We start from the raw sequence: 17,993 nt of genomic DNA, 5'->3' as shown, positions 1-17,993 counted from the left end.
GCATCGTACTCCACCACTTTTCATTCAGCCTCTTACAACAGGCCCAGCGATTCGATCCAGAAGCGAAAGGACGCCATCGTGCCCAGGATCAGCAAGGTTGGTACCAGCGCGATGGTTGCCGGTCGGGCCAACTGGGCAAGGTGGGTAACACGCCCTTCGTAGCCAAGTACCAGGCTGGTCAGCAACAGACTGACGAGATAGAGCACGCCCGTTAGCCCAAAAAAAGCGATAAAGGCGAGCGGCCAGAACAGCAAGCTCAGGTTGCTATAGATGCCAACCAGGGCAACAAAATTGACCCCGATAATGCCGACAAGCTCGAACCAGTTGGTCAGAATCGGCTGATTGCTGTCTACATCTTTGCGTAACGAATTGTTGAGAATCAGGTGCATCATCACCGCAATCGAGATGCCCATGCCCATGCCGGTGATCGTGCGCAGACGATTGTCAGGCGTGTAGAGGTTGGTACGACCGAGATCGAGCCAGAACGAGTTGAAGCCGTCGGCTGCCATGACGAGTACAAAGGCAACGAGCGTCAGGCTGATCAATAGCGGCGGCACGCCACCAGCACGCCCGCGCCCGATCGCATAGAGATAGCCCAGGGTGAGCAGAAAACTACTATAGATCCCGGCATTCCGCGCACAGATTGGGAATTGCAGATGGTCAAAAAAAATGTTGTGCTGCTGGGCACAAACCCCGTGGACCACGGCATACATCTTCCACTCAAGCGGTGCGGTGGGCCAGAAAAAGAGCGCGATCATCAGCGCTCCAAAAAAAGCCCCGAACAGCCAGACCCACGGACGTTCCGTGCGCAGTTCACCTGGCAGAGGTATGGCCGTGAGCGGATCATTCAGGTGATCAGGCGGAGAGTTCTTCATTCCAATGCCTGGATACGCTCGGCCAGCATGGTTTCAGAGAGCGCACCAATATGACGGGCGCGAATCGTCCCATCGCGATTAATAAAATAGGTCACGGGTAGGCTCGTGATGCTGTAGCGCTCACCAATCGTCCCGGTGACATCGGCAATCAGCGGGAAGCTCACCTCAACGGTGTTGGCAAAGCGCGCAATGGCTGCGGGCAGTTCGTTGCGGTTGACCGCCAGGACGACGAGATCGCCCTCGGCGGCCTGGTAGACCTGCTCGATGGCTGGCATTTCCTCGATGCACGGCAGGCACCACGAGGCCCAGAAATTGAGCACGACTGGGCGTCCTTGCAGATCGCTGAGGCGTTGCGTTGTTCCATCAGGTAGCGTAAAACTAAAATCAGGCGCACGATCCCCCTCAACGAGTTTGCCACTGCCCCGCTCAAGCAAGCGGCTCTCGACGGCAATAATCGCCGTACTCCCCTCAAGTAGATCAGCGGGCACCGCAGTGGTCTCGGCTCGCCCGCACCCCACCAGAAGAAGCGTAAAGATCAGCAAAAGCACGTAGTGTTTCATGTTTTCATTATACGCCATGCAAACGATGTTATACTACTTTTGTTGGCTTTTTTGCCAGCAAGGCGAAGATAATGCGGGGTGACACCCTGAGTAGATTAAAGGAAAAAAGACATATGGCACGTGCAATCTGGAATGGAGTTGTCATTGCAGAGAGTGAGGCAACCCGTACGGTTGAGGGCAATCACTACTTTCCGCCCGAGGCGGTGAAGCAAGAGTATCTGAGCGCGAGTTCACATCAAACGGTGTGTAGTTGGAAGGGTACGGCCAGTTATTATGATGTTGTCGTTGATGGGACGGCCAACAAAAATGCTGCCTGGTATTATCCGCAACCCAAAGATGCCGCCAAAGAGATCGCTGGGTACGTCGCCTTCTGGCGTGGGGTGCGTGTCGAAGCGTAAGACTAGACCTTGCTTGTCATCGCAACAAAGGCGTACGGCCAGCAGACGCTGGCCGTACGCTTTGCAATCATCATTCGCCCTGGCCTGTTGGCGTCCCGGCGGTCGCTTTGGCGGGTGGGGCTTTGCGCTCACGTGAACGGAGCCGCCCCCATCCCCAGCGCACGATCAGCAGCAGCGGCAACCAGAGCGGGCTCCAGACGAGCAGCACAATGCCAAAGTTCAGCAGGCCCTGGCCAAAGATGACGAGGTCGCGGAGGGCCGTCTGGGCGACGCGCAACGGTTGCCACTGGCCCGCTTCGACAATCGTTGGTGGCGGCGGAACAGGCCGCAGATCAACAAAGAGCGTTGACATCGCCGCACTCTGCTGCAGATACTTCATGCGGCCCATAATCTGCTCGATCTCGCTCTGAATATCGCGCAGGGCGTAGTTGACCTGCAGGGCTGCCTCGACATCTTCGGCGCGGGTGAGCAACTCGAGCAGACGCTCCTGAGTCGCTTCAAGGGTGCGTAAACGCGACTCGAGGTCAACAAACTCTTCGGTGACATCATCGCCACTGACACTACGCGAAAAGATTTTCAGGGCCAACCCCTCGATGGCCGTCAGCGTCTCATCAAAGCGATTTTCGGGAACCCGCAGGGTAATCGAAGACGCGAGATTTTCCTCACTTCCGCTTGTCGAAATACTCACGATATACCCACCCTGCTGTTCGGCAAGGGCGCGAATCTGTGCCTCGGTCGCCGAGACCTCTTCAACCTGGAGTGACAGCGACCCGTTCTTGATCACCAGACGCTCGCCAGAAGGAAGCGGCGCACCGACTTCCTGGGCCGTAGCTTCATCAGCCCAGCTACCTTCAGGGGCCGAGGGAGGCATCCCCATTGGAGCACTGCTATTTGGGCTACTTCCGGCAAGCCCTCGATCGATGGACTCAAACTCAGACGAAACAGTTTGCCCGCCACAACCAGCGAGGGCAAACATGATGATCAACATGGTGATGAACATGGACGGTCGCATAGTGATACTCCCCTGCTGAACTGAAACGTGCTGGTAGGCACGACGCCTCTTTATAGATCAGACGTGGAGAGAAGGGATCTAGTTCCAAGACCTTGCAAAGAAGGCCTTTTTTGACGCAAAGACGCAAAGGCGCAAAGTTTGTATGGTTTATTTCTACATGTGAGTCAACAGCATAATCAACAACGCCATGCGTTCGAGTGCCCCCGAGATACTGATCTGCTCGTGCTCGGCGTGAGCACCTTCGCCCGGGGCACCCAGTCCATCGAGCGTAGGAATGCCTAGGGCTGCGGTGAAGTTGCCATCGCTACCGCCGCCCGTTGCCCCTTCGCCGAGGTTCAAGCCCAGGTCGGCCCCCAGACGGCGTGCTTCGGCAAAGAGTTGGCGTGAGGCAGGGGTGCGTTCCATCGGTGGTCGGCTGAAACTCCCTGTGGCTTCGACTTGCACCCCAGGGGTCACAGGACGCAAATTCTGGAAGGCCTCCTCCAGACGACGTGCCTCAGCGCTTGTCCAGGCGCGGGCATCCACTTCCATACGGGCCTCGGCGGGCACCACATTGCGCCGTGTCCCGCCCTGTACAATGCCGACATTGGTTGTCGTTCCTGCAGCGTGATCAGCGAGCGCGTGGATCGCGAGAATCTGGTAGGCAAGTTCGCTGATCGCACTCGCCCCCTTTTCTGGCTCAACACCCGCATGCGCTGCCCGTCCCGTGATGGTCACATTGAACATCCCGATGCCCTTGCGGGCCGTCTTGAGCGCACCGTCAGGCTCGACGGGTGGCTCAAGCACCAGGACATGATTGCCCTCACGGGCCGTTGTCTCAATCAAGGCCCGCGAGGTCGGACTGCCAATCTCTTCGTCGGAGGTCAGCAGCAGGACGACCGGACGTGCCAGGGGCCACGCATGCTCTTTGATGCTATGCAGGGCAAGCTCCGCCATTGCGAGACTGACTTTCATATCATAGAGACCCGGCCCAAAGGCGCGGTCGCCTTCAACATACATCGGGCGTTGGGCAACGGTTCCGGCTGACCAGACGGTATCGTAGTGGCAGAGGATCAAGACCGGTTTCACCTCGTTGGTGACGCCAGGCGCGGCAACGCGGATGCGCAGGTGGTCGCCGCCCTGGGGGTTGTTCATGCGCTCAACGGTTCCCAGAGGGGCATACCTGGCGGCCAGTTCATCGGCCAGCGCATCACAACGCACTTTGTCATCACTCGGAGTATCATAGGTAACCAGCGTCTCGGCCAAGGTCAAGAGTTCATCACGACGCTTGAGTGCAGCCTCAAGTGCGTCAGAGGGCAGGATCGACATCACATCTCCGTCCTATTCACGATAGAATAGGGTGAGTATAGCATATGACTTCAGCGAGGTAGATCAATGCAGCGTTCTTCACTCCGCGACGGGATCCGCAGTGCTTTCAGTACGTGGTCAATCCTCAGCGCCTTTAGCGCCTGGTCAATTATCAGTGCGTTTAGTTCGTGGTCAATTTTGAGTGCTTTCAGCACTGGTTCGATCTTGAGCATCGGCAGTGCTGGTTCGATTTTGAGCATTGGCAGTGCTGGCTCGATTTTGAGCATCGGCAGTGCCGGTTCGATCCTCAGTGTCGGTGGTTCAGGCAAGATTCTCGGACGCCGCTGGCGGAGCAGTGAAGCATAATGCGCACCACCTGGCACTTGGTTGAGCCTGAGGCCACCACCTGGTCAACCCTGATCAACACACTCTATGCCGAGGCCGATCCATCTGCTGTTCAGTTGCCCCCCGACTATTTTGTCAAAACGACCTTTGCCAGGATGGGGGGCCGCTTGCTTCTCAACCGGGCGAACGATGCGTTTGCCCTGCTCTTCCCGCGAGGCCTGCACGAGGGTCAGCGTTTGTACACAGCACGGATGCCCGATCCGGGTGCGCTTGTGCGGGGGGAGATCGAGGCGCTGCTTGCCCCTGATCGTCTCATCTGGCATGATCCCACCCGCCCCCCACCTGGGGTGCCTTCGCACCATCTTGATGGCCCCTTTGATCTCGGCGCACCAGAACCTCACGAACTCGCCGCGATCCGCGGGTTGCACGAAGCAATCTGGGGTGGCTCAGCGGCAGCGCGTTACCCGGATGATCTGCACAGTGCCTCGTTTCAGCCCGCCACCTCGCTGGTGGCACGCTATCATGACCAGGTGGTTGGCTTCCTGCTTGGCTTTTACCGCTTTGGCCTGGCTGCCCTGAACGAGATTACTCTGCCATACCGTCACGATCTCGCGGTCGAATCACAAGTGATGGGCATTGCGCCCGAGGCACGGCGAATGGGCCTTGCCGTCATGCTCAAGCGGTACCAGGCCCGGCAGGTGCTGGCCCAGGGGCTGGATCTGATCCACTGGACCGTCGATCCCCTGCAATTTGGCAATGCCAGGCTCAACTTTGGACGCCTGCGAGCGGTAGCTGGGGCCTGTTATCCAGACTACTACCCCTTTCGGAACAGCTTAAATCGCGTACCCGCCTCGCGGCTCGGCCTCGTCTGGTTACCCCGCTCGGCCCATGGGCAAGGCGGCCTGGTTGAGCCCCCAGCGCGTTCAGCCGTCGCCGCGCTGACCGACTTCCCCGACCTTGCCATCCTCAACGATGGCTTCACCCCCATCGCCACCCCTGGCAATGCTGCGGCTATTGCCATCGAAATCCCCGCCGACTGGACAACCATGCAACACACCGATCTTGCCCTCGCCTTGCGCTGGCGCACCGTCACCGACACCATCTTGACGGAGCAGCTCGGCTTTACCGAGGGGCGCTACCTGCTCACCGACGTTGCCAGGGCAGGCGAGCGGTGTTATGTGATCGGGCGGCGTGCTGGTGGGGTTCTGGTGATTTGACGTAAAGGCGCGAAGGGTGTTTAGGTTACCTCTCCCCTTCATCCCCCCTCGGTGCCTTATGTTATACTGCATGCGGGTAGCGTGAGTAGCCCTGTATGCTTGTACAGCATCTACGATCGTCACAGACACGATCGGTAAGCAATGGAATAAGGAGGTAACAAGTGACCATCCTCGGGAAAGATGTAACGATTACCTGGGTCGGCCACGGTACATTTCACCTAAAGACGCCTGAAGGCAAAGGTATTTTGATTGACCCCTGGGTTGCCGCGAATCCGGTCTGCCCTGAAGTTACCAAGGCTCGGGTGACCGAGAATCTGGGTGCCATCCTGGTGACCCACGGCCATTTTGATCATATCGGCGATCTGGTCGAGATTGCGCAGCGTACTGGTGCTCCTATCGCTTGTCAGTATGATCTGCTTGATTATTTTGAGGGTCAGGGTATTACTGGTGAACAACTGATCGGTTTTAATAAGGGGGGCACGATCCGGGTCGCCGATGTGCATGTGACGATGACCAATGCCCACCATTCGAGCAGTGCCTTCGAGAATGGTCAGTTGATCAACCTTGGTACTCCGGCTGGCTTTGTGCTGCGCTTTAGCAATGGCTTCACGGTCTATCATACCGGCGATACAAGTGCCACGATGGATATGCAGATCATCGGCGATCTCTATAAGCCTGATCTGACGATCTTGCCGATTGGTGATCACTTTACGATGGATCCCCGCCAGGCTGGTTATGCCCTCAAGTTGATCCGTTCACCCTACGCCATTCCATGCCATTTTGGTACCTTCCCGATTCTTACCGGTACCCCCGAGGCCCTCGAGGCGGCCTGTGAAGAGTTCGGTGTGTCTACCCGTATCATTGCCCTTAAGCCCGGAGAAGCTGTCTCGTGACCGTTGAGGTTTTGTGCTGATGAAACTTATTCTTCCTGCCCAGATTCGGGATCTGCTCGTTCCTTTGCTTACTGATGATCTTACCGCTGTCTGGGTCAATGGCGATGGTGAATTCGACGGTGATCCCACCGGGGCGGTAGCGTATTTTCGCTGGTGGGGCGAGCAAGAAGCTTTTCTGAAGGTGATCCGGGTGGCGCATGACCTGCGCTGGGTGCATACGCCCAGCGCAGGGGTTGATCACCTGCTCGTTCCAGAGATTTTTGAACGGGATCTCATCCTTACCAATAGCGCTGGTGTCCATGCGATCCCGATGGCCGAGTTTGTCTTTGCGCTGCTGCTCAGTCGCGTCAAGCAGTTGCCTACCTATCAAGCCGCCCAGGCTGAGTCCCGTTGGGCTCGTGGGATCGATCTGCACGAGTTGTATGGCGCAACGATGCTCATCCTTGGGATCGGTGGCATCGGCGACGCTATTGCCCAACGTGCTGTCGCTTTTGGTATGCGGGTCTGGGGGAGCCGACGAACGAACCGCCCGTCACCCTATGCCGAGCGGGTGGTGACGGGCAATGCTTGGCACGCCCTCTTGCCCGAAGCGGATTATGTGGTCGTGGCCGCTCCGTTGACACCCGAGACTCGGGGGATGATCAATGCCGAGACGCTGGCGATGATGCGCCCGTCAGCGTTTCTGGTCAATGTAGCACGTGGCCAGCTTGTTGATGAGCAGGCATTGATCGAAGCGCTGCAACAGGGGCGCATTGCAGGCGCTGCCCTTGATACCTTTGCCCAGGAACCTCTGCCCCCCACAAGCCCGCTCTGGCACCTGCCCAATGTGATGATTACACCTCACGCCACGGCCAATTCACTGCGGATGCACGAACGCCAGGTGGCCCTCTTCCTTGATAATTTGCAGCGGTTTCAACGTGGACAACCATTGCTGAATCTGGTGGATAAGGCGGCTGGATATTAAGCGAGGTGTATGATGCGTCGTGGATTGATGATGCTCGTTCTTGTGGCGGCTCTGCTTGCGCTGTTGCCCGCTGGCAATACTCAGGCTCAGAGCGATGCTCGCTGTTTCCCCGAAACTGGCTTCTGTATCTCTGGGCCGATCCGTCAGTATTGGGAACGCAACGGTGGGTTGATGGTCTTTGGTTTTCCGATTACGCCGGTGCAGACCGAGACGGTTGAAAATTGGACCGGGCCAGTGCAGTGGTTCGAGCGTGATCGCCTCGAGGATCATTCTCGCGAACGTCAGGGTGTGCTCGCTGGTCGCCTCGGGGTTGAGCGTCTTGCTCAACAGGGCCGCCCCTGGCAGTTCCGCCCCCTCGGGCCGCCCCCGCAGCCGGGTTGTCGCGGGTTTGTCGAGACGGGTTACTATATGTGTGGGGGCTTCCTTACCTATTGGCAACGCAATGGTGGCCTCGAGCGCTTTGGCTATCCCGTGACTGATCTCATCGTCGAGAACCTTAATGGCCGCGATTATACGGTGCAGTATTTCGAGCGCCGTCGGATGGAGTACCATCCCGACAACCGCCCGCCCTTCGATATTCTCCTCGGTCTGCTTGGTCGCGAAGTGCGTGATAGTGCCATGGTCATTCCACCACCACCGCCGCCTCCACCACCAGTCAGCCAGCAGATTACGATCAGTGAACCGGCTGATAATGCCGTCATCAGTAGCCCGATTCGGGTGAGTGGTTCCACCACGCGGATGCCCGCAGGCAATACGTTGCGCTATCGCTTCTATGAGCCGAATGGCTTTGAATTGGCGCGAGGGACTATTCCGGTCATTGCCCAACCCAACGGTACGGGTAACTTCAGTACCCGCCTCGCGTATCGCGCCCCGAATGGCGAGCGCGTTTTGCTCGAACTGGCCGAAATTGACCCGAATACCGGTGCGATCATTGCCCGCACCGAGCGTTCGGTTCGCTATGCCCCCACCGGTGCTCAGCAGATCACGATTGATCGCCCGTCCAGTGGCTCGACGATTGGTACGCGGTTGCAGGTCGCCGGTCGTACCGCGATCTTCCCGTCAGAAGGCGATCTCTTCTTGAATGTGATTGATGGCAGTGGTCGTTTGATCGCCAATTTTGCTTTTACCGTTGGCGGCACACCCGATCAGCCCGCCAGTTTCTTTGTTGATGTGACGATCCCTGATCAGCGTGGACGCTTGGTGACGGTTGAGGTCGTTGATATCAATGCCCGTGGTGATGTCCTGGCGCGGGCACAGGTGAATGTCTTTGCGGGTACGCCCGGGCCGTATCCTGTACCCTGAGAAAAGGAGTTGAGCGCAATGCTGGAACATCTTCGCCAGGTCGATCCGGCCGTTGCCGCTGCGATTGAGCACGAGGCTCGCCGTCAGCGTGAAGGGCTTGAGTTGATCGCTAGTGAAAACTATACGAGTCTGGCCGTGATGGAGGCCCAGGGTTCGATTTTGACCAATAAGTATGCCGAGGGTTTGCCTGGCAAACGCTACTATGGTGGCTGTGAGTTTGTTGATCAGATCGAGCAACTGGCAATTGATCGGGCCCTTGAATTGTTTGGGGCCAAGGCCGCCAATGTGCAACCCCATAGTGGCGCTCAGGCTAATATCGCAGTCTTCAATGCGCTCCTGAAGCCCGGTGATACCATCCTCGGGATGCGCCTTGATCACGGCGGCCATCTGACCCACGGCAGCCCCGTCAATTTCTCGGGACGCTGGTACGATGTCCATTTCTATGGCGTTGATCTGGCCAGTGGCCAGATTGATTACGACGATCTGATGCAAAAAGCTCAGACGGTGCGACCCAAGTTGATCACCTCGGGGGCAAGTGCGTATCCTCGCCAGATTGATTTTGCCCGAATGCGCCAGATCGCCGATGAGGTCGGGGCCTTGTTGATGGCCGATATTGCCCATATCGCTGGCCTCGTCGCCGCTGGTGAGCATCCTTCGCCAGTTGGTCACGCTCAGGTGGTGACAACCACGACGCACAAGACGCTGCGTGGTCCGCGGGGTGGGTTGATCTTGATGGAAGAAGATCTGGCGAAGGTGATCAATTCAAGTGTCTTCCCCGGTACGCAGGGTGGCCCGCTTATGCACGTCATCGCTGGCAAAGCGGTTGCCTTTGGCGAGGCGCTGCGCCCTGATTTCAAAGCCTATGCCGCCCAGATCCGCCGCAATGCGCATGCCCTCGCGACGGGCTTGATGGACCATGGCTTGACCCTGATCAGCGGTGGTACCGATAACCACTTGATGCTGCTCGATCTCACGTCGCTTGGCATCACTGGTGCCCAGGCCCAAAAGGCCCTTGACCGTGCCCATATGACGGTCAATAAGAATGCCATCCCCGATGACCCACAGCCACCTGTGCGCACAAGCGGGATTCGGATCGGAACACCTGCTGTCACTACCCGGGGGATGCGTGAGGCCGAAATGACGCAGATCGCCGACTGGATTGCGCAGGTACTCCATCATTCCACCGATGAAGCCTTGATCACGCGCATTGCCGGTGAGGTCGAAAGCCTCTGTACGGGCTTCCCCGTACCTTCCGATAGCGTCCCGGTATAAAAGAGTGGTTCCACACCCCCTCTTCGCCCAGTTATGCTGGGCGAAGAGGGGAAATGATCACCAGATCTCGGCAGGTCGCCGAAAGGCCCAGCCAAGCAGACTCAGCACCACCCCGAAACTTCCGACGATCAGCAAGCCGAATCCGACCAGACGCTGTTGCGTTGCCAGGCTATCACGGAGCCGTTCGGCGTTATTCCGCCGTAGGGTATCACCGAGGGCCGCAAATTCGGCGGCAGCCCGGTCGGCTTGCAGATACGCCTGTGGGTAGTTGAAGCCGCGGGTCAACTCAATCGCCTGAGCCAGCACACTGGTGGCCTCTATTCCGCGTGTCGCTCGTTCAGCGTAGATCGCCAGTACCTCGGCTTGCCGTGCGTCGTTCAACTCGGCGTAGAGGTGTTGGGCATCAGCAACGAGCCGGATGGCACGCTCGTAGTCACCCTGTTGCAGCGCTTGCCGCGCACTCTCGGCCAGTTGTTCGGCCCGCATTCCTTGCGCACTGCGTGCAAGCAAGGCCTCGGCTTCGGCCAGTACCTCGGCTGGTTGGGTGTCGGCATGGTTCTTGAGCCACTCGACCGTTGTGCGCAACTCTTGCTCGGCAGCGGCATAACTGCCCTGGTTGACCAGCGTACGCACAAAACTCAGATCATACACAACCAGTGCGTTGCGCTGGTAGCCCCCCTCGAGATACTCGGGTAACCAGTCGCGCCAGGCTAGTTCCAGTTCACCTGCCGAACGCTGATAGGTTTGCGCCAGTGCCTCGCGATAGCTCGGTGTCCGTCCATTCACAATCAAAAACTCACGCAGACGAGTGAAGCCGTACTGTTCAATGAGAAACGCCACGACCGAGAGACTCTGGGGGTAGCCAATTTCAGGTTGCCCATAGATGCGCTCACGGTCGTCAAACGCACTCCATGGCATCAACAGGCCGCGTTCATAGGTCTGACGGAGTGCTCGGATGCGCTGTTCAAGCTCATCAGCAGGCCGTTCCATATACTGGGCAATGCCCTCGTGGAAGCCCGTATTGAGCTGATTATTGCTTAGATCGGCGGCAATAATATGCGTGAGTTCATGCCGAACATTATTCTTGACCCCCTCTTCACTCTGCGCGGCAGTCCGTTCGACAATCACGACCAGTTCGCGGAGGCGAAAGTCGGCGTGGGCGATCACGCCTGGCACGTTGCGTGCGCTCGGGTTGACCGCAAAGTAGTCGACACTCTCTGGATAGAGCCGCAATGTGAGCGGGGTAGTGGTGCGATAATTGAAGGCCGCAGCCAGGTCGTCATAGATGACATCGACCCATGCCTCATAACGGCGCGCTTCTTCTTCCCCGTCAGCATGGTACAGAATCCGAAAATAGTCGGTTTGTAGCTCGCGCCAGTCAAGACTCTGCTGCGCTTGCGTTGGCGTTGCCATGAACAGCATTGCCAGAAGCACCACGAGGCTGAGCAATCCGGCTCGTACCTTGAGACTCATTCCTGTCCTTTCACAGATGCGCGCCTTAGGCATGTTTCAGAAGGGCCGGATCAGCTTGAACCTCGCCGCAGAGTGCCGACTTCAGTCGGCTTCCGGCTCAGCCGACTGAAGTCGGCACTCCCTGCCGTCATTCTTACCAAGCCGCATCCCATAACCAAACATGCCATGCGAACCGCAGCTAGGCATCGCGGGCGCTACGCAAGCAACACCTACTCACCGAGCATCCATGCTGGAACTTGACTATCAACTGGTTGACCTTCACCAGGAGTTTGCCGTTCATAGGTTCCATTGGCGTGGAGCACATGGGCGCGTGTATTATCATGGAGATAGGTGTCGAGCATGGTCTTGCGCACATAGCGGGCGAGCGTCGGATCTTCCACGGGAAAGAGCTCCTCGACTCGTCGATCAAGGTTGCGTTCCATTAGATCAGCACTGCCCAGGTAGATCTCGGGTTCACCGCCATTGGCAAAATAGTAGATCCGGTGATGCTCAAGAAACGGGCCGATAATGCTGCGCACGCGGATGTTCTCACTCAAGTTTGGCACACCAGGGCGTAGCGCACACATGCCGCGGATAATCAGATCAATCTGGACACCCGCCTGCGAGGCGCGGTAGAGCGCATCGATCATCTGGCGATCAACCAGCGCATTGACTTTAATAATGATCCGCCCGTTGCCCGTGCGCTCCTGGCACTGCATTTCGCGTTCAATCATCTCTCGCAGGCGCCGGCGCATCGTAACCGGGGCAACCAGCAACTTGCGATAGTGCTCACGCCGCCCATAGGCAGTCAGCGAATTGAAGAGCTCGACAACATCAGCGGTAATATCCTCGCGGCAAGTAAAAAGCCCCAGGTCGGTATAGATGCGGGCTGTTGTCGCATTATAATTACCGGTGCCAAGATGGGCATAACAACGCAACCCGTCGGCTTCTTGCCGCACCACCAGCGCGAGCTTGGCATGAACTTTCAAGCCGACCAGACCATAGACCACGTGGACGCCGGCCCGCTCAAGCGCTCTCGCCCAGACAATATTATTCTCTTCATCAAAACGTGCCTTGAGTTCGACCACAGCCGTCACCTGCTTGCCCAGTTCGCGAGCGTGCATCAACGCACGCACAATCGGCGAGTTACTCCCGACGCGATACAGGGTCTGCTTGATCGCGAGGACATGGGGATCTTCGGCGGCGGCGTGAATGAAATCAATCACGGGTGAAAACGAGTGGTAGGGATGATGGAGCAGAATATCGCCGCCACGAATCGTCTCGAAGATATCGGGATTATTTTGCAAAACAAGGGGCACAACCGGCATATAGGGCGGATCCTTGAGGTCTGGCCGATCGAGGCGATAGAGACTGAAGAGATCAGCGAGCCCGAGGGGGCCGCGCACGGTATAAATATCATTGGGCTCGATCTTCAGATTGGTCGACAGGATCGTCGCAATGCGTTCAGGCATCGACGAGTCAATGGTCAGGCGAACCACCTCGCCAAACCGCCGCTGGCGCACCCCTTGCTCGATGGTTTCGAGCAGGTCGTTGGCTTCGTCCTCCTCGATCTCCATATCGGCATTGCGTACCACGCGAAACGGGTAATGCTCAACGATCTCAACCCCGGGAAAGAGCAGATCAAGATGAGCGGCAATCGCCTGCTCGATCCAGATAAAACAGGCCTGACGGCCTAACGGCTGGTCATGCGGCACGTCGCAGAGCTCCTGCGGCAAAGCGATAAGACGTGGCAGCACCTCGGGCACCTTCACGCGGGCAAAGAGTTCGCCCTTGTCGCGATCACGTATGACCACCGCGAGATTGAGACTCAGGTTAGAGATAAAAGGGAAGGGACGGCTACTATCAAAGGCCAGCGGGGTCAGTACCGGAAAGATCTGTTGCTGATAATATGTGCGCAACCAATCTTTTTGCTGAGGATTTAAGTTGTCATAATTATATAAATGGATATGTTGTTCACGGAGACTCGGCAGCAAATCATCGAGCAGCAGATCACGCTCTTGAGCGAGAAGGGGGAGCAAGGCCAGGCGAATATGATGGAGTTGTTCGGTCGGTGTTGCCCCATCGCGTGATAACTTCTGGACACCCGCACTAATTTGCTGCTTGATGCCACTCACGCGAATCATGAAAAACTCATCAAGATTCGAGGCCCAGATCGACAAAAACTTCACCCGTTCAAGCAAGGGATTCCGAACATCGAACGCCTCTTCGATCACGCGGCGGTTAAACTCGATCCAGCTCAATTCGCGATTGAAATAGCGCGAATTAGGATTCGTTAATAGCTCAACGGTCTCTTCGGATGGCAAATCCTGCGTTGTCATGTCATCCTCTGGCTGGATTAAGTGGGGGACACATTGCTCTTGTAGTATAACAAGCCCGTACGTTATCAGCAAGCATACCCTTGCGCTTTGTGCAGTACGGGCGTATAATTCAAACGACTGTTTCTGCTTCCTGTCCCATCTTCGGTAGAGTCTTTCACTGTGTACTCAAGGACGGCGCATGGAAGAATTGAAGGGGAACACTGCCGAGTCTGAGGCACAACCCACACCCGCACACGTTGAGAATGGCAACGACTTCGAGGCCGAGGATCTCGCTCTGATGGAGCAGTTCCTCAATGATCCGGCTCACGACTACCGTAATCTCAAATATGGTGATACGGTCGACGGTCTGATCATGCGTGTCGAACGTGATGAAATCCTCGTTGATATCGGTTCCAAAGCTGAAGGAATCGTTCCGTCACGCGAGATGCAATCGTTGGCGGCAGAAGATCGCGCTGCTTTGCAAGTCGGCGATCCTTTGCTGGTCTTTGTTGTCCAGTCTGAAGACAAAGAGGGGCGGGCAATCCTCTCGATTGATAAGGCGCGTCAGGAGCGGAGTTGGCGTTTGCTTCAGGCTGCCTATGAAAAGGGCGAGGTCATCTCGGCCCGGGTGGTGAATTACAATAAGGGCGGGTTGCTCGTCAATTTAGAGGGCGTCCGTGGTTTTGTTCCGGCTTCGCAGGTTTCGGGCATTAGTCGCGGCCCCGAGACCCAGAAGCAGTCTGATATGGCGCGGATGGTCAATACTGACCTGAGGCTGAAAGTAATTGAACTGAACCGTAATCGCAATCGCCTGATCCTCTCAGAGCGCCAGGCTATGCAAGAATCGCGTGAGAGCAAGAAAGATGAATTGCTTGCATCGCTGCGCGAAGGTGATGTGCGTGAGGGTACGATTAGCTCGGTCTGTGATTTCGGGGCATTTGTTGATATCGGTGGTGCTGATGGCCTTGTCCATATGTCCGAAATTTCGTGGAGCCGGGTGAAACATCCCGGTGAGGTGCTCAATGTTGGCGCTCACTTGCCGGTGATGGTCTTGAGCATTGATCACGAACGTAAACGTATTGCGCTGTCGATTAAACGGACACAGCACGAACCCTGGTCCCGTGTCGGTGAACGTTATCAACTGGGTCAGGTGGTTGAAGGGGTTATTACACAGCTTACGTCATTTGGCGCATTTGCCCGCATTGAAGATGGGGTCGAGGGTTTGATCCATATTTCAGAAATGGGCGATGAGCCGATGCAATCTCCTCGCGAGTTGCTCGCGGAAGGGGCTGTGGTGCAGGCACGCATTATTCGCATCGATCCAACCCGCAAGCGAATGGGCCTGAGCCTGCGTGTGAACCGTGAGTCTGGTGAAGACGATGATGAGATCGGTGAGCAAGGCGAGTGAGTCTCGGCAAGCTCGTGACTTGCCAGCGATAGCTAGTGGAGAATACCATGTCTGACCTCTATAGTAAGTTTACCAAGCGCGCCAAGCAGGTTCTCCAGCTTGCGCACGAAGAGGCCCGCTCGTTTAACCACCCGTATATCGGGACCGAGCATATCCTCCTCGGTTTGATTCGCGAGAGTGAGGGCATCGCCGCACGCGTTCTTGATGATCTGGGGGTCAAACTCGCCCAGGCCCGTAGCGCGGTTGAGTTTATTGTTGGGACAGGTGAGGGTACGCCCGTCACCGATCAGGAGTTGACCGCCCGCGCCCAAAAAGTGATTAAGTATGCGATTGAAGAGGCAGGCCGCCTCTATCATCACTATATTGGCACCGAACATTTGCTCCTTGGCCTCGTGCGCAATGGCGAAGGTGTGGCGACGGGGGTGCTCGATATTATGGGCGTGAGCCTTGAACAGGTGCGCAATCAGGTGATGCGCGTCCTGCGCCACGGTACCACTGGCACTGCGCCTGAGCAGCGCGGAGCCGGCGGGAGTCAGTCGGCAGCCCAGCGCCAGTCCAAGACGCCGTACCTCGATGCCCTCGGAACCGATTTGACCGAGATGGCCGAGGCTGGTCGCCTTGATCCGATTATTGGCCGTCAGCACGAGATTGAGCGCGTCATCCAGATTCTTTCGCGCCGTACCAAGAATAATCCGGCGTTGATTGGTGAGCCCGGTGTCGGCAAGACGGCCATTGTTGAAGGCCTCGCTCAGCGCATTATTCAAGGCGATGTCCCCGATAGTATTAAGGGCAAACGGGTGGTGACCCTCGATATGGGGGCCCTTGTCGCGGGGACGAAATATCGTGGTCAGTTTGAAGAACGCCTCAAACGGGTGATTGATGAGATTAAAGAGACCCGCTGCATTCTCTTTATTGATGAATTTCATACGATTATCGGTGCAGGTGGCGCTGAGGGGACGCTCGATGCCGCCAATATTCTCAAGCCCGCGCTTTCCCGTGGCGAGCTCCAGACCATTGGGGCAACGACGCTCGATGAGTACCGAAAGTATATCGAGCGTGATGCCGCCCTCGAACGCCGCTTTCAGCCCGTGATGGTTGATGAGCCGTCCCTCGAAGATACGGTGCAGATCCTCCGTGGGATCAAGTCGCGCTATGAGGATTTCCATCAGCTCCAGATTAGCGATGAGGCGATTAAGGCTGCGGCTGCGCTCTCGGCCCGCTATGTGCCCGACCGCCAGTTGCCCGATAAGGCCATCGATTTGATCGATGAGGCCGCGAGCCGGGTGCGCATGTATCGCTCGGCGACGCCTCCTCAGCTTCGCGATGCCCTCCGTGGCCTTGAGGCGCTCCGCAAGGAGAAAGAGGCAGCCCTCGAAGATAAGCAGTTTGATCTGGCCGCCGATCTTCGCGAGCGCGAAGAGCGGATGCAGAACCGGATTGTTCAGATTGAGGCTGACATCGGTGCCGCTGGCGGCGATGAGCGGGTCGCTGAACGCCCCTATGTCACCGATGAAGATATTGCTGAGGTGGTTGGGATGTGGACGGGCATTCCCGTGACGCGCCTCAAGGGCGATGAGACGATGCGCCTGATGCAGATGGAGAACTTCCTCCATAATCGGGTCGTTGGTCAGCAAGAGGCGATCGTGACGATCTCCAAGGCGGTGCGTCGTGCCCGCGCTGGCCTCAAGGATCCCAAGCGCCCCATCGGGAGCTTTATCTTCCTCGGGCCGACTGGGGTGGGCAAGACCGAACTTGCCAAGACGCTCGCTGAGTTTATGTTTGGCTCGGAAGAGAGTCTGATCAAGATTGATATGTCCGAGTTCCAGGAACGCCATACGACGTCGCGTCTGGTCGGTTCGCCTCCAGGGTATGTCGGGTATGGCGAGGGTGGTCAGTTGACCGATGCGGTGCGCCGCAAACCCTATAGCGTGGTGCTCTTTGATGAGATCGAGAAGGCCCATCCCGATGCCTTTAACCTGCTCCTTCAGGTGCTTGAGGATGGCAATCTGACTGATGGCAAGGGCCGCAAGGTTGACTTCCGCAATACGATTATCATCATGACTTCGAATGTTGGCACCGAGCATATCCGTCGGGCAAGCCGGATTGGCTTCGGGGGCAATGCCGATGAGATTGACCAGATGGATATGCGTCGCAAAGTTGATGATGCCCTCAAGGTGCTCTTCCGACCCGAGTTCCTGAACCGAATTGATGCGACGATCATCTTCCATCCGCTCACCACCGAAGAGATCCATCAGATTACGACGCTGATGCTTCGTCGGGTGCAGAACCAGCTTGATGAGCACCAGATGGTGCTTGAGGTACGTGAGGATGCGCTTGACTTGCTCGCCCGCCGTGGCTACGATCCCGCGTTTGGCGCACGACCACTCCGCCGCATTATTACGAACCTGATCGAAGATCCCCTTGCCGAGGGTGTGCTTGATGCACGCTTCACCGAAGGTGATACGATTATTGCTGATGTCCACGACGAGGAGTTGCGCCTTCGCTCGCAGCGCCAGATCGACGGGGAAAATGGTGCCACTGAAGCTCATCCCGAAGAGAGCCCGGCCCTGGTTGAGTAACTGTACCTCGGTAAACGACCTGGGGTGAGGCAAAACCTGCTAGCGTTGCTGGCAGGTTTTGTCTCATCTCAGGTCGTTTCCAACAAGATTTGAACTTTATTCAACACACGA

The 17,993-nt window shown here is 57.1% G+C and carries 15 protein-coding genes; 9 read left to right on the top strand and 6 right to left on the bottom strand.

All coding sequences use genetic code 11. From position 1 onward, the window contains the following. Window positions 1-32: 32 nt before the first annotated feature. Window positions 33-875, bottom strand: a complete 843-nt coding sequence (locus tag A9Q02_RS05210; protein WP_097651292.1) for a DUF2085 domain-containing protein — start codon at window positions 873-875, stop codon at window positions 33-35. Beyond that, a complete protein-coding gene (locus A9Q02_RS05205; RefSeq protein WP_097651322.1) occupies window positions 872-1,435 on the bottom strand; it encodes a TlpA family protein disulfide reductase in 564 nt (187 codons plus the stop codon). The genes A9Q02_RS05210 and A9Q02_RS05205 overlap by 4 nt, the downstream gene beginning before the upstream one ends. A gap of 113 nt (window positions 1,436-1,548) precedes the next feature. Between A9Q02_RS05205 and A9Q02_RS05200 the strand changes: the two genes are divergently transcribed. Continuing rightward, window positions 1,549-1,833, top strand: a complete 285-nt coding sequence (locus A9Q02_RS05200) for a DUF427 domain-containing protein (protein WP_097651291.1) — start codon at window positions 1,549-1,551, stop codon at window positions 1,831-1,833. A gap of 70 nt (window positions 1,834-1,903) precedes the next feature. Here A9Q02_RS05200 and A9Q02_RS05195 read toward each other — a convergent pair whose 3' ends face one another. Both A9Q02_RS05195 and A9Q02_RS05190 read right to left on the bottom strand, forming a co-directional pair. Next, a complete protein-coding gene (locus A9Q02_RS05195; RefSeq protein ID WP_097651290.1) occupies window positions 1,904-2,845 on the bottom strand; it encodes a DUF4349 domain-containing protein in 942 nt (313 codons plus the stop codon). Between the two features lie 153 nt (window positions 2,846-2,998). After that, window positions 2,999-4,153 (bottom strand): M20 family metallopeptidase, encoded by a 1,155-nt coding sequence (locus A9Q02_RS05190; protein WP_097651289.1) that lies wholly within the window; start codon window positions 4,151-4,153, stop codon window positions 2,999-3,001. A gap of 66 nt (window positions 4,154-4,219) precedes the next feature. Here A9Q02_RS05190 and A9Q02_RS05185 point away from each other — a divergent pair, with 66 nt between their 5' ends. The 6 genes from A9Q02_RS05185 (at window position 4,220) to A9Q02_RS05160 (ending at window position 10,125) form a co-directional block, all read left to right on the top strand. After that, window positions 4,220-4,498, top strand: coding sequence for a hypothetical protein (locus tag A9Q02_RS05185; protein ID WP_216361448.1), 279 nt, complete (start codon window positions 4,220-4,222; stop codon window positions 4,496-4,498). Next, a complete protein-coding gene (locus tag A9Q02_RS05180; protein WP_097651288.1) occupies window positions 4,498-5,694 on the top strand; it encodes a GNAT family N-acetyltransferase in 1,197 nt (398 codons plus the stop codon). Before A9Q02_RS05185 ends, A9Q02_RS05180 begins: the two co-directional genes overlap by 1 nt. A gap of 161 nt (window positions 5,695-5,855) precedes the next feature. Then, on the top strand, window positions 5,856-6,587 hold the full coding sequence (locus A9Q02_RS05175; RefSeq protein WP_097651287.1) for a metal-dependent hydrolase: 732 nt from the start codon (window positions 5,856-5,858) through the stop codon (window positions 6,585-6,587). A gap of 19 nt (window positions 6,588-6,606) precedes the next feature. Further along, on the top strand, window positions 6,607-7,551 hold the full coding sequence (locus A9Q02_RS05170; RefSeq protein WP_097651286.1) for a D-2-hydroxyacid dehydrogenase: 945 nt from the start codon (window positions 6,607-6,609) through the stop codon (window positions 7,549-7,551). Between the two features lie 9 nt (window positions 7,552-7,560). After that, window positions 7,561-8,853, top strand: a complete 1,293-nt coding sequence (locus tag A9Q02_RS05165; protein ID WP_097651285.1) for a Gmad2 immunoglobulin-like domain-containing protein — start codon at window positions 7,561-7,563, stop codon at window positions 8,851-8,853. 18 nt (window positions 8,854-8,871) lie between these two features. After that, window positions 8,872-10,125 carry a serine hydroxymethyltransferase gene (locus A9Q02_RS05160; RefSeq protein ID WP_097651284.1) on the top strand — a complete coding sequence of 418 codons (1,254 nt, stop codon included), beginning with the start codon at window positions 8,872-8,874 and terminating at the stop codon, window positions 10,123-10,125. 57 nt (window positions 10,126-10,182) lie between these two features. Here the strand turns inward: A9Q02_RS05160 and A9Q02_RS05155 are convergent, their stop codons facing one another. Continuing rightward, the gene (locus tag A9Q02_RS05155; RefSeq protein WP_097651283.1) at window positions 10,183-11,598 is read right to left on the bottom strand and encodes a peptidase MA family metallohydrolase; all 1,416 of its coding nucleotides are present in this window, start codon (window positions 11,596-11,598) and stop codon (window positions 10,183-10,185) included. 209 nt (window positions 11,599-11,807) lie between these two features. Next, a complete protein-coding gene (ppk1, locus tag A9Q02_RS05150; RefSeq protein ID WP_097651282.1) occupies window positions 11,808-13,916 on the bottom strand; it encodes a polyphosphate kinase 1 in 2,109 nt (702 codons plus the stop codon). 178 nt (window positions 13,917-14,094) lie between these two features. Here ppk1 and rpsA point away from each other — a divergent pair, with 178 nt between their 5' ends. Further along, entirely contained in the window at window positions 14,095-15,303 is a 1,209-nt protein-coding gene (gene rpsA, locus A9Q02_RS05145) for a 30S ribosomal protein S1 (protein ID WP_097651281.1), read from the top strand. 47 nt (window positions 15,304-15,350) lie between these two features. Continuing rightward, window positions 15,351-17,882, top strand: a complete 2,532-nt coding sequence (locus tag A9Q02_RS05140) for an ATP-dependent Clp protease ATP-binding subunit (protein WP_097651280.1) — start codon at window positions 15,351-15,353, stop codon at window positions 17,880-17,882. Window positions 17,883-17,993: the final 111 nt, after the last annotated feature.

This window comes from Candidatus Chloroploca asiatica (assembly GCF_002532075.1).
Taxonomy (GTDB): domain Bacteria; phylum Chloroflexota; class Chloroflexia; order Chloroflexales; family Chloroflexaceae; genus Chloroploca; species Chloroploca asiatica.
The sequence above is the reverse complement of the archived record's forward strand: the minus strand, read 5'-3'. Positions and strand labels throughout refer to the sequence as shown.

Coding starts and splice junctions, on each gene's coding strand:
- A9Q02_RS05210 (WP_097651292.1), bottom strand. CDS start 875: ATGAAGAACTCTCCGCCTGATCACCTGAATGATCCGCTCACGGCCATA.
- A9Q02_RS05205 (WP_097651322.1), bottom strand. CDS start 1,435: ATGAAACACTACGTGCTTTTGCTGATCTTTACGCTTCTTCTGGTGGGG.
- A9Q02_RS05200 (WP_097651291.1), top strand. CDS start 1,549: ATGGCACGTGCAATCTGGAATGGAGTTGTCATTGCAGAGAGTGAGGCA.
- A9Q02_RS05195 (WP_097651290.1), bottom strand. CDS start 2,845: ATGCGACCGTCCATGTTCATCACCATGTTGATCATCATGTTTGCCCTC.
- A9Q02_RS05190 (WP_097651289.1), bottom strand. CDS start 4,153: ATGTCGATCCTGCCCTCTGACGCACTTGAGGCTGCACTCAAGCGTCGT.
- A9Q02_RS05185 (WP_216361448.1), top strand. CDS start 4,220: ATGCAGCGTTCTTCACTCCGCGACGGGATCCGCAGTGCTTTCAGTACG.
- A9Q02_RS05180 (WP_097651288.1), top strand. CDS start 4,498: ATGCGCACCACCTGGCACTTGGTTGAGCCTGAGGCCACCACCTGGTCA.
- A9Q02_RS05170 (WP_097651286.1), top strand. CDS start 6,607: ATGAAACTTATTCTTCCTGCCCAGATTCGGGATCTGCTCGTTCCTTTG.
- A9Q02_RS05165 (WP_097651285.1), top strand. CDS start 7,561: ATGATGCGTCGTGGATTGATGATGCTCGTTCTTGTGGCGGCTCTGCTT.
- A9Q02_RS05160 (WP_097651284.1), top strand. CDS start 8,872: ATGCTGGAACATCTTCGCCAGGTCGATCCGGCCGTTGCCGCTGCGATT.
- A9Q02_RS05155 (WP_097651283.1), bottom strand. CDS start 11,598: ATGAGTCTCAAGGTACGAGCCGGATTGCTCAGCCTCGTGGTGCTTCTG.
- ppk1 (WP_097651282.1), bottom strand. CDS start 13,916: ATGACAACGCAGGATTTGCCATCCGAAGAGACCGTTGAGCTATTAACG.
- rpsA (WP_097651281.1), top strand. CDS start 14,095: ATGGAAGAATTGAAGGGGAACACTGCCGAGTCTGAGGCACAACCCACA.
- A9Q02_RS05140 (WP_097651280.1), top strand. CDS start 15,351: ATGTCTGACCTCTATAGTAAGTTTACCAAGCGCGCCAAGCAGGTTCTC.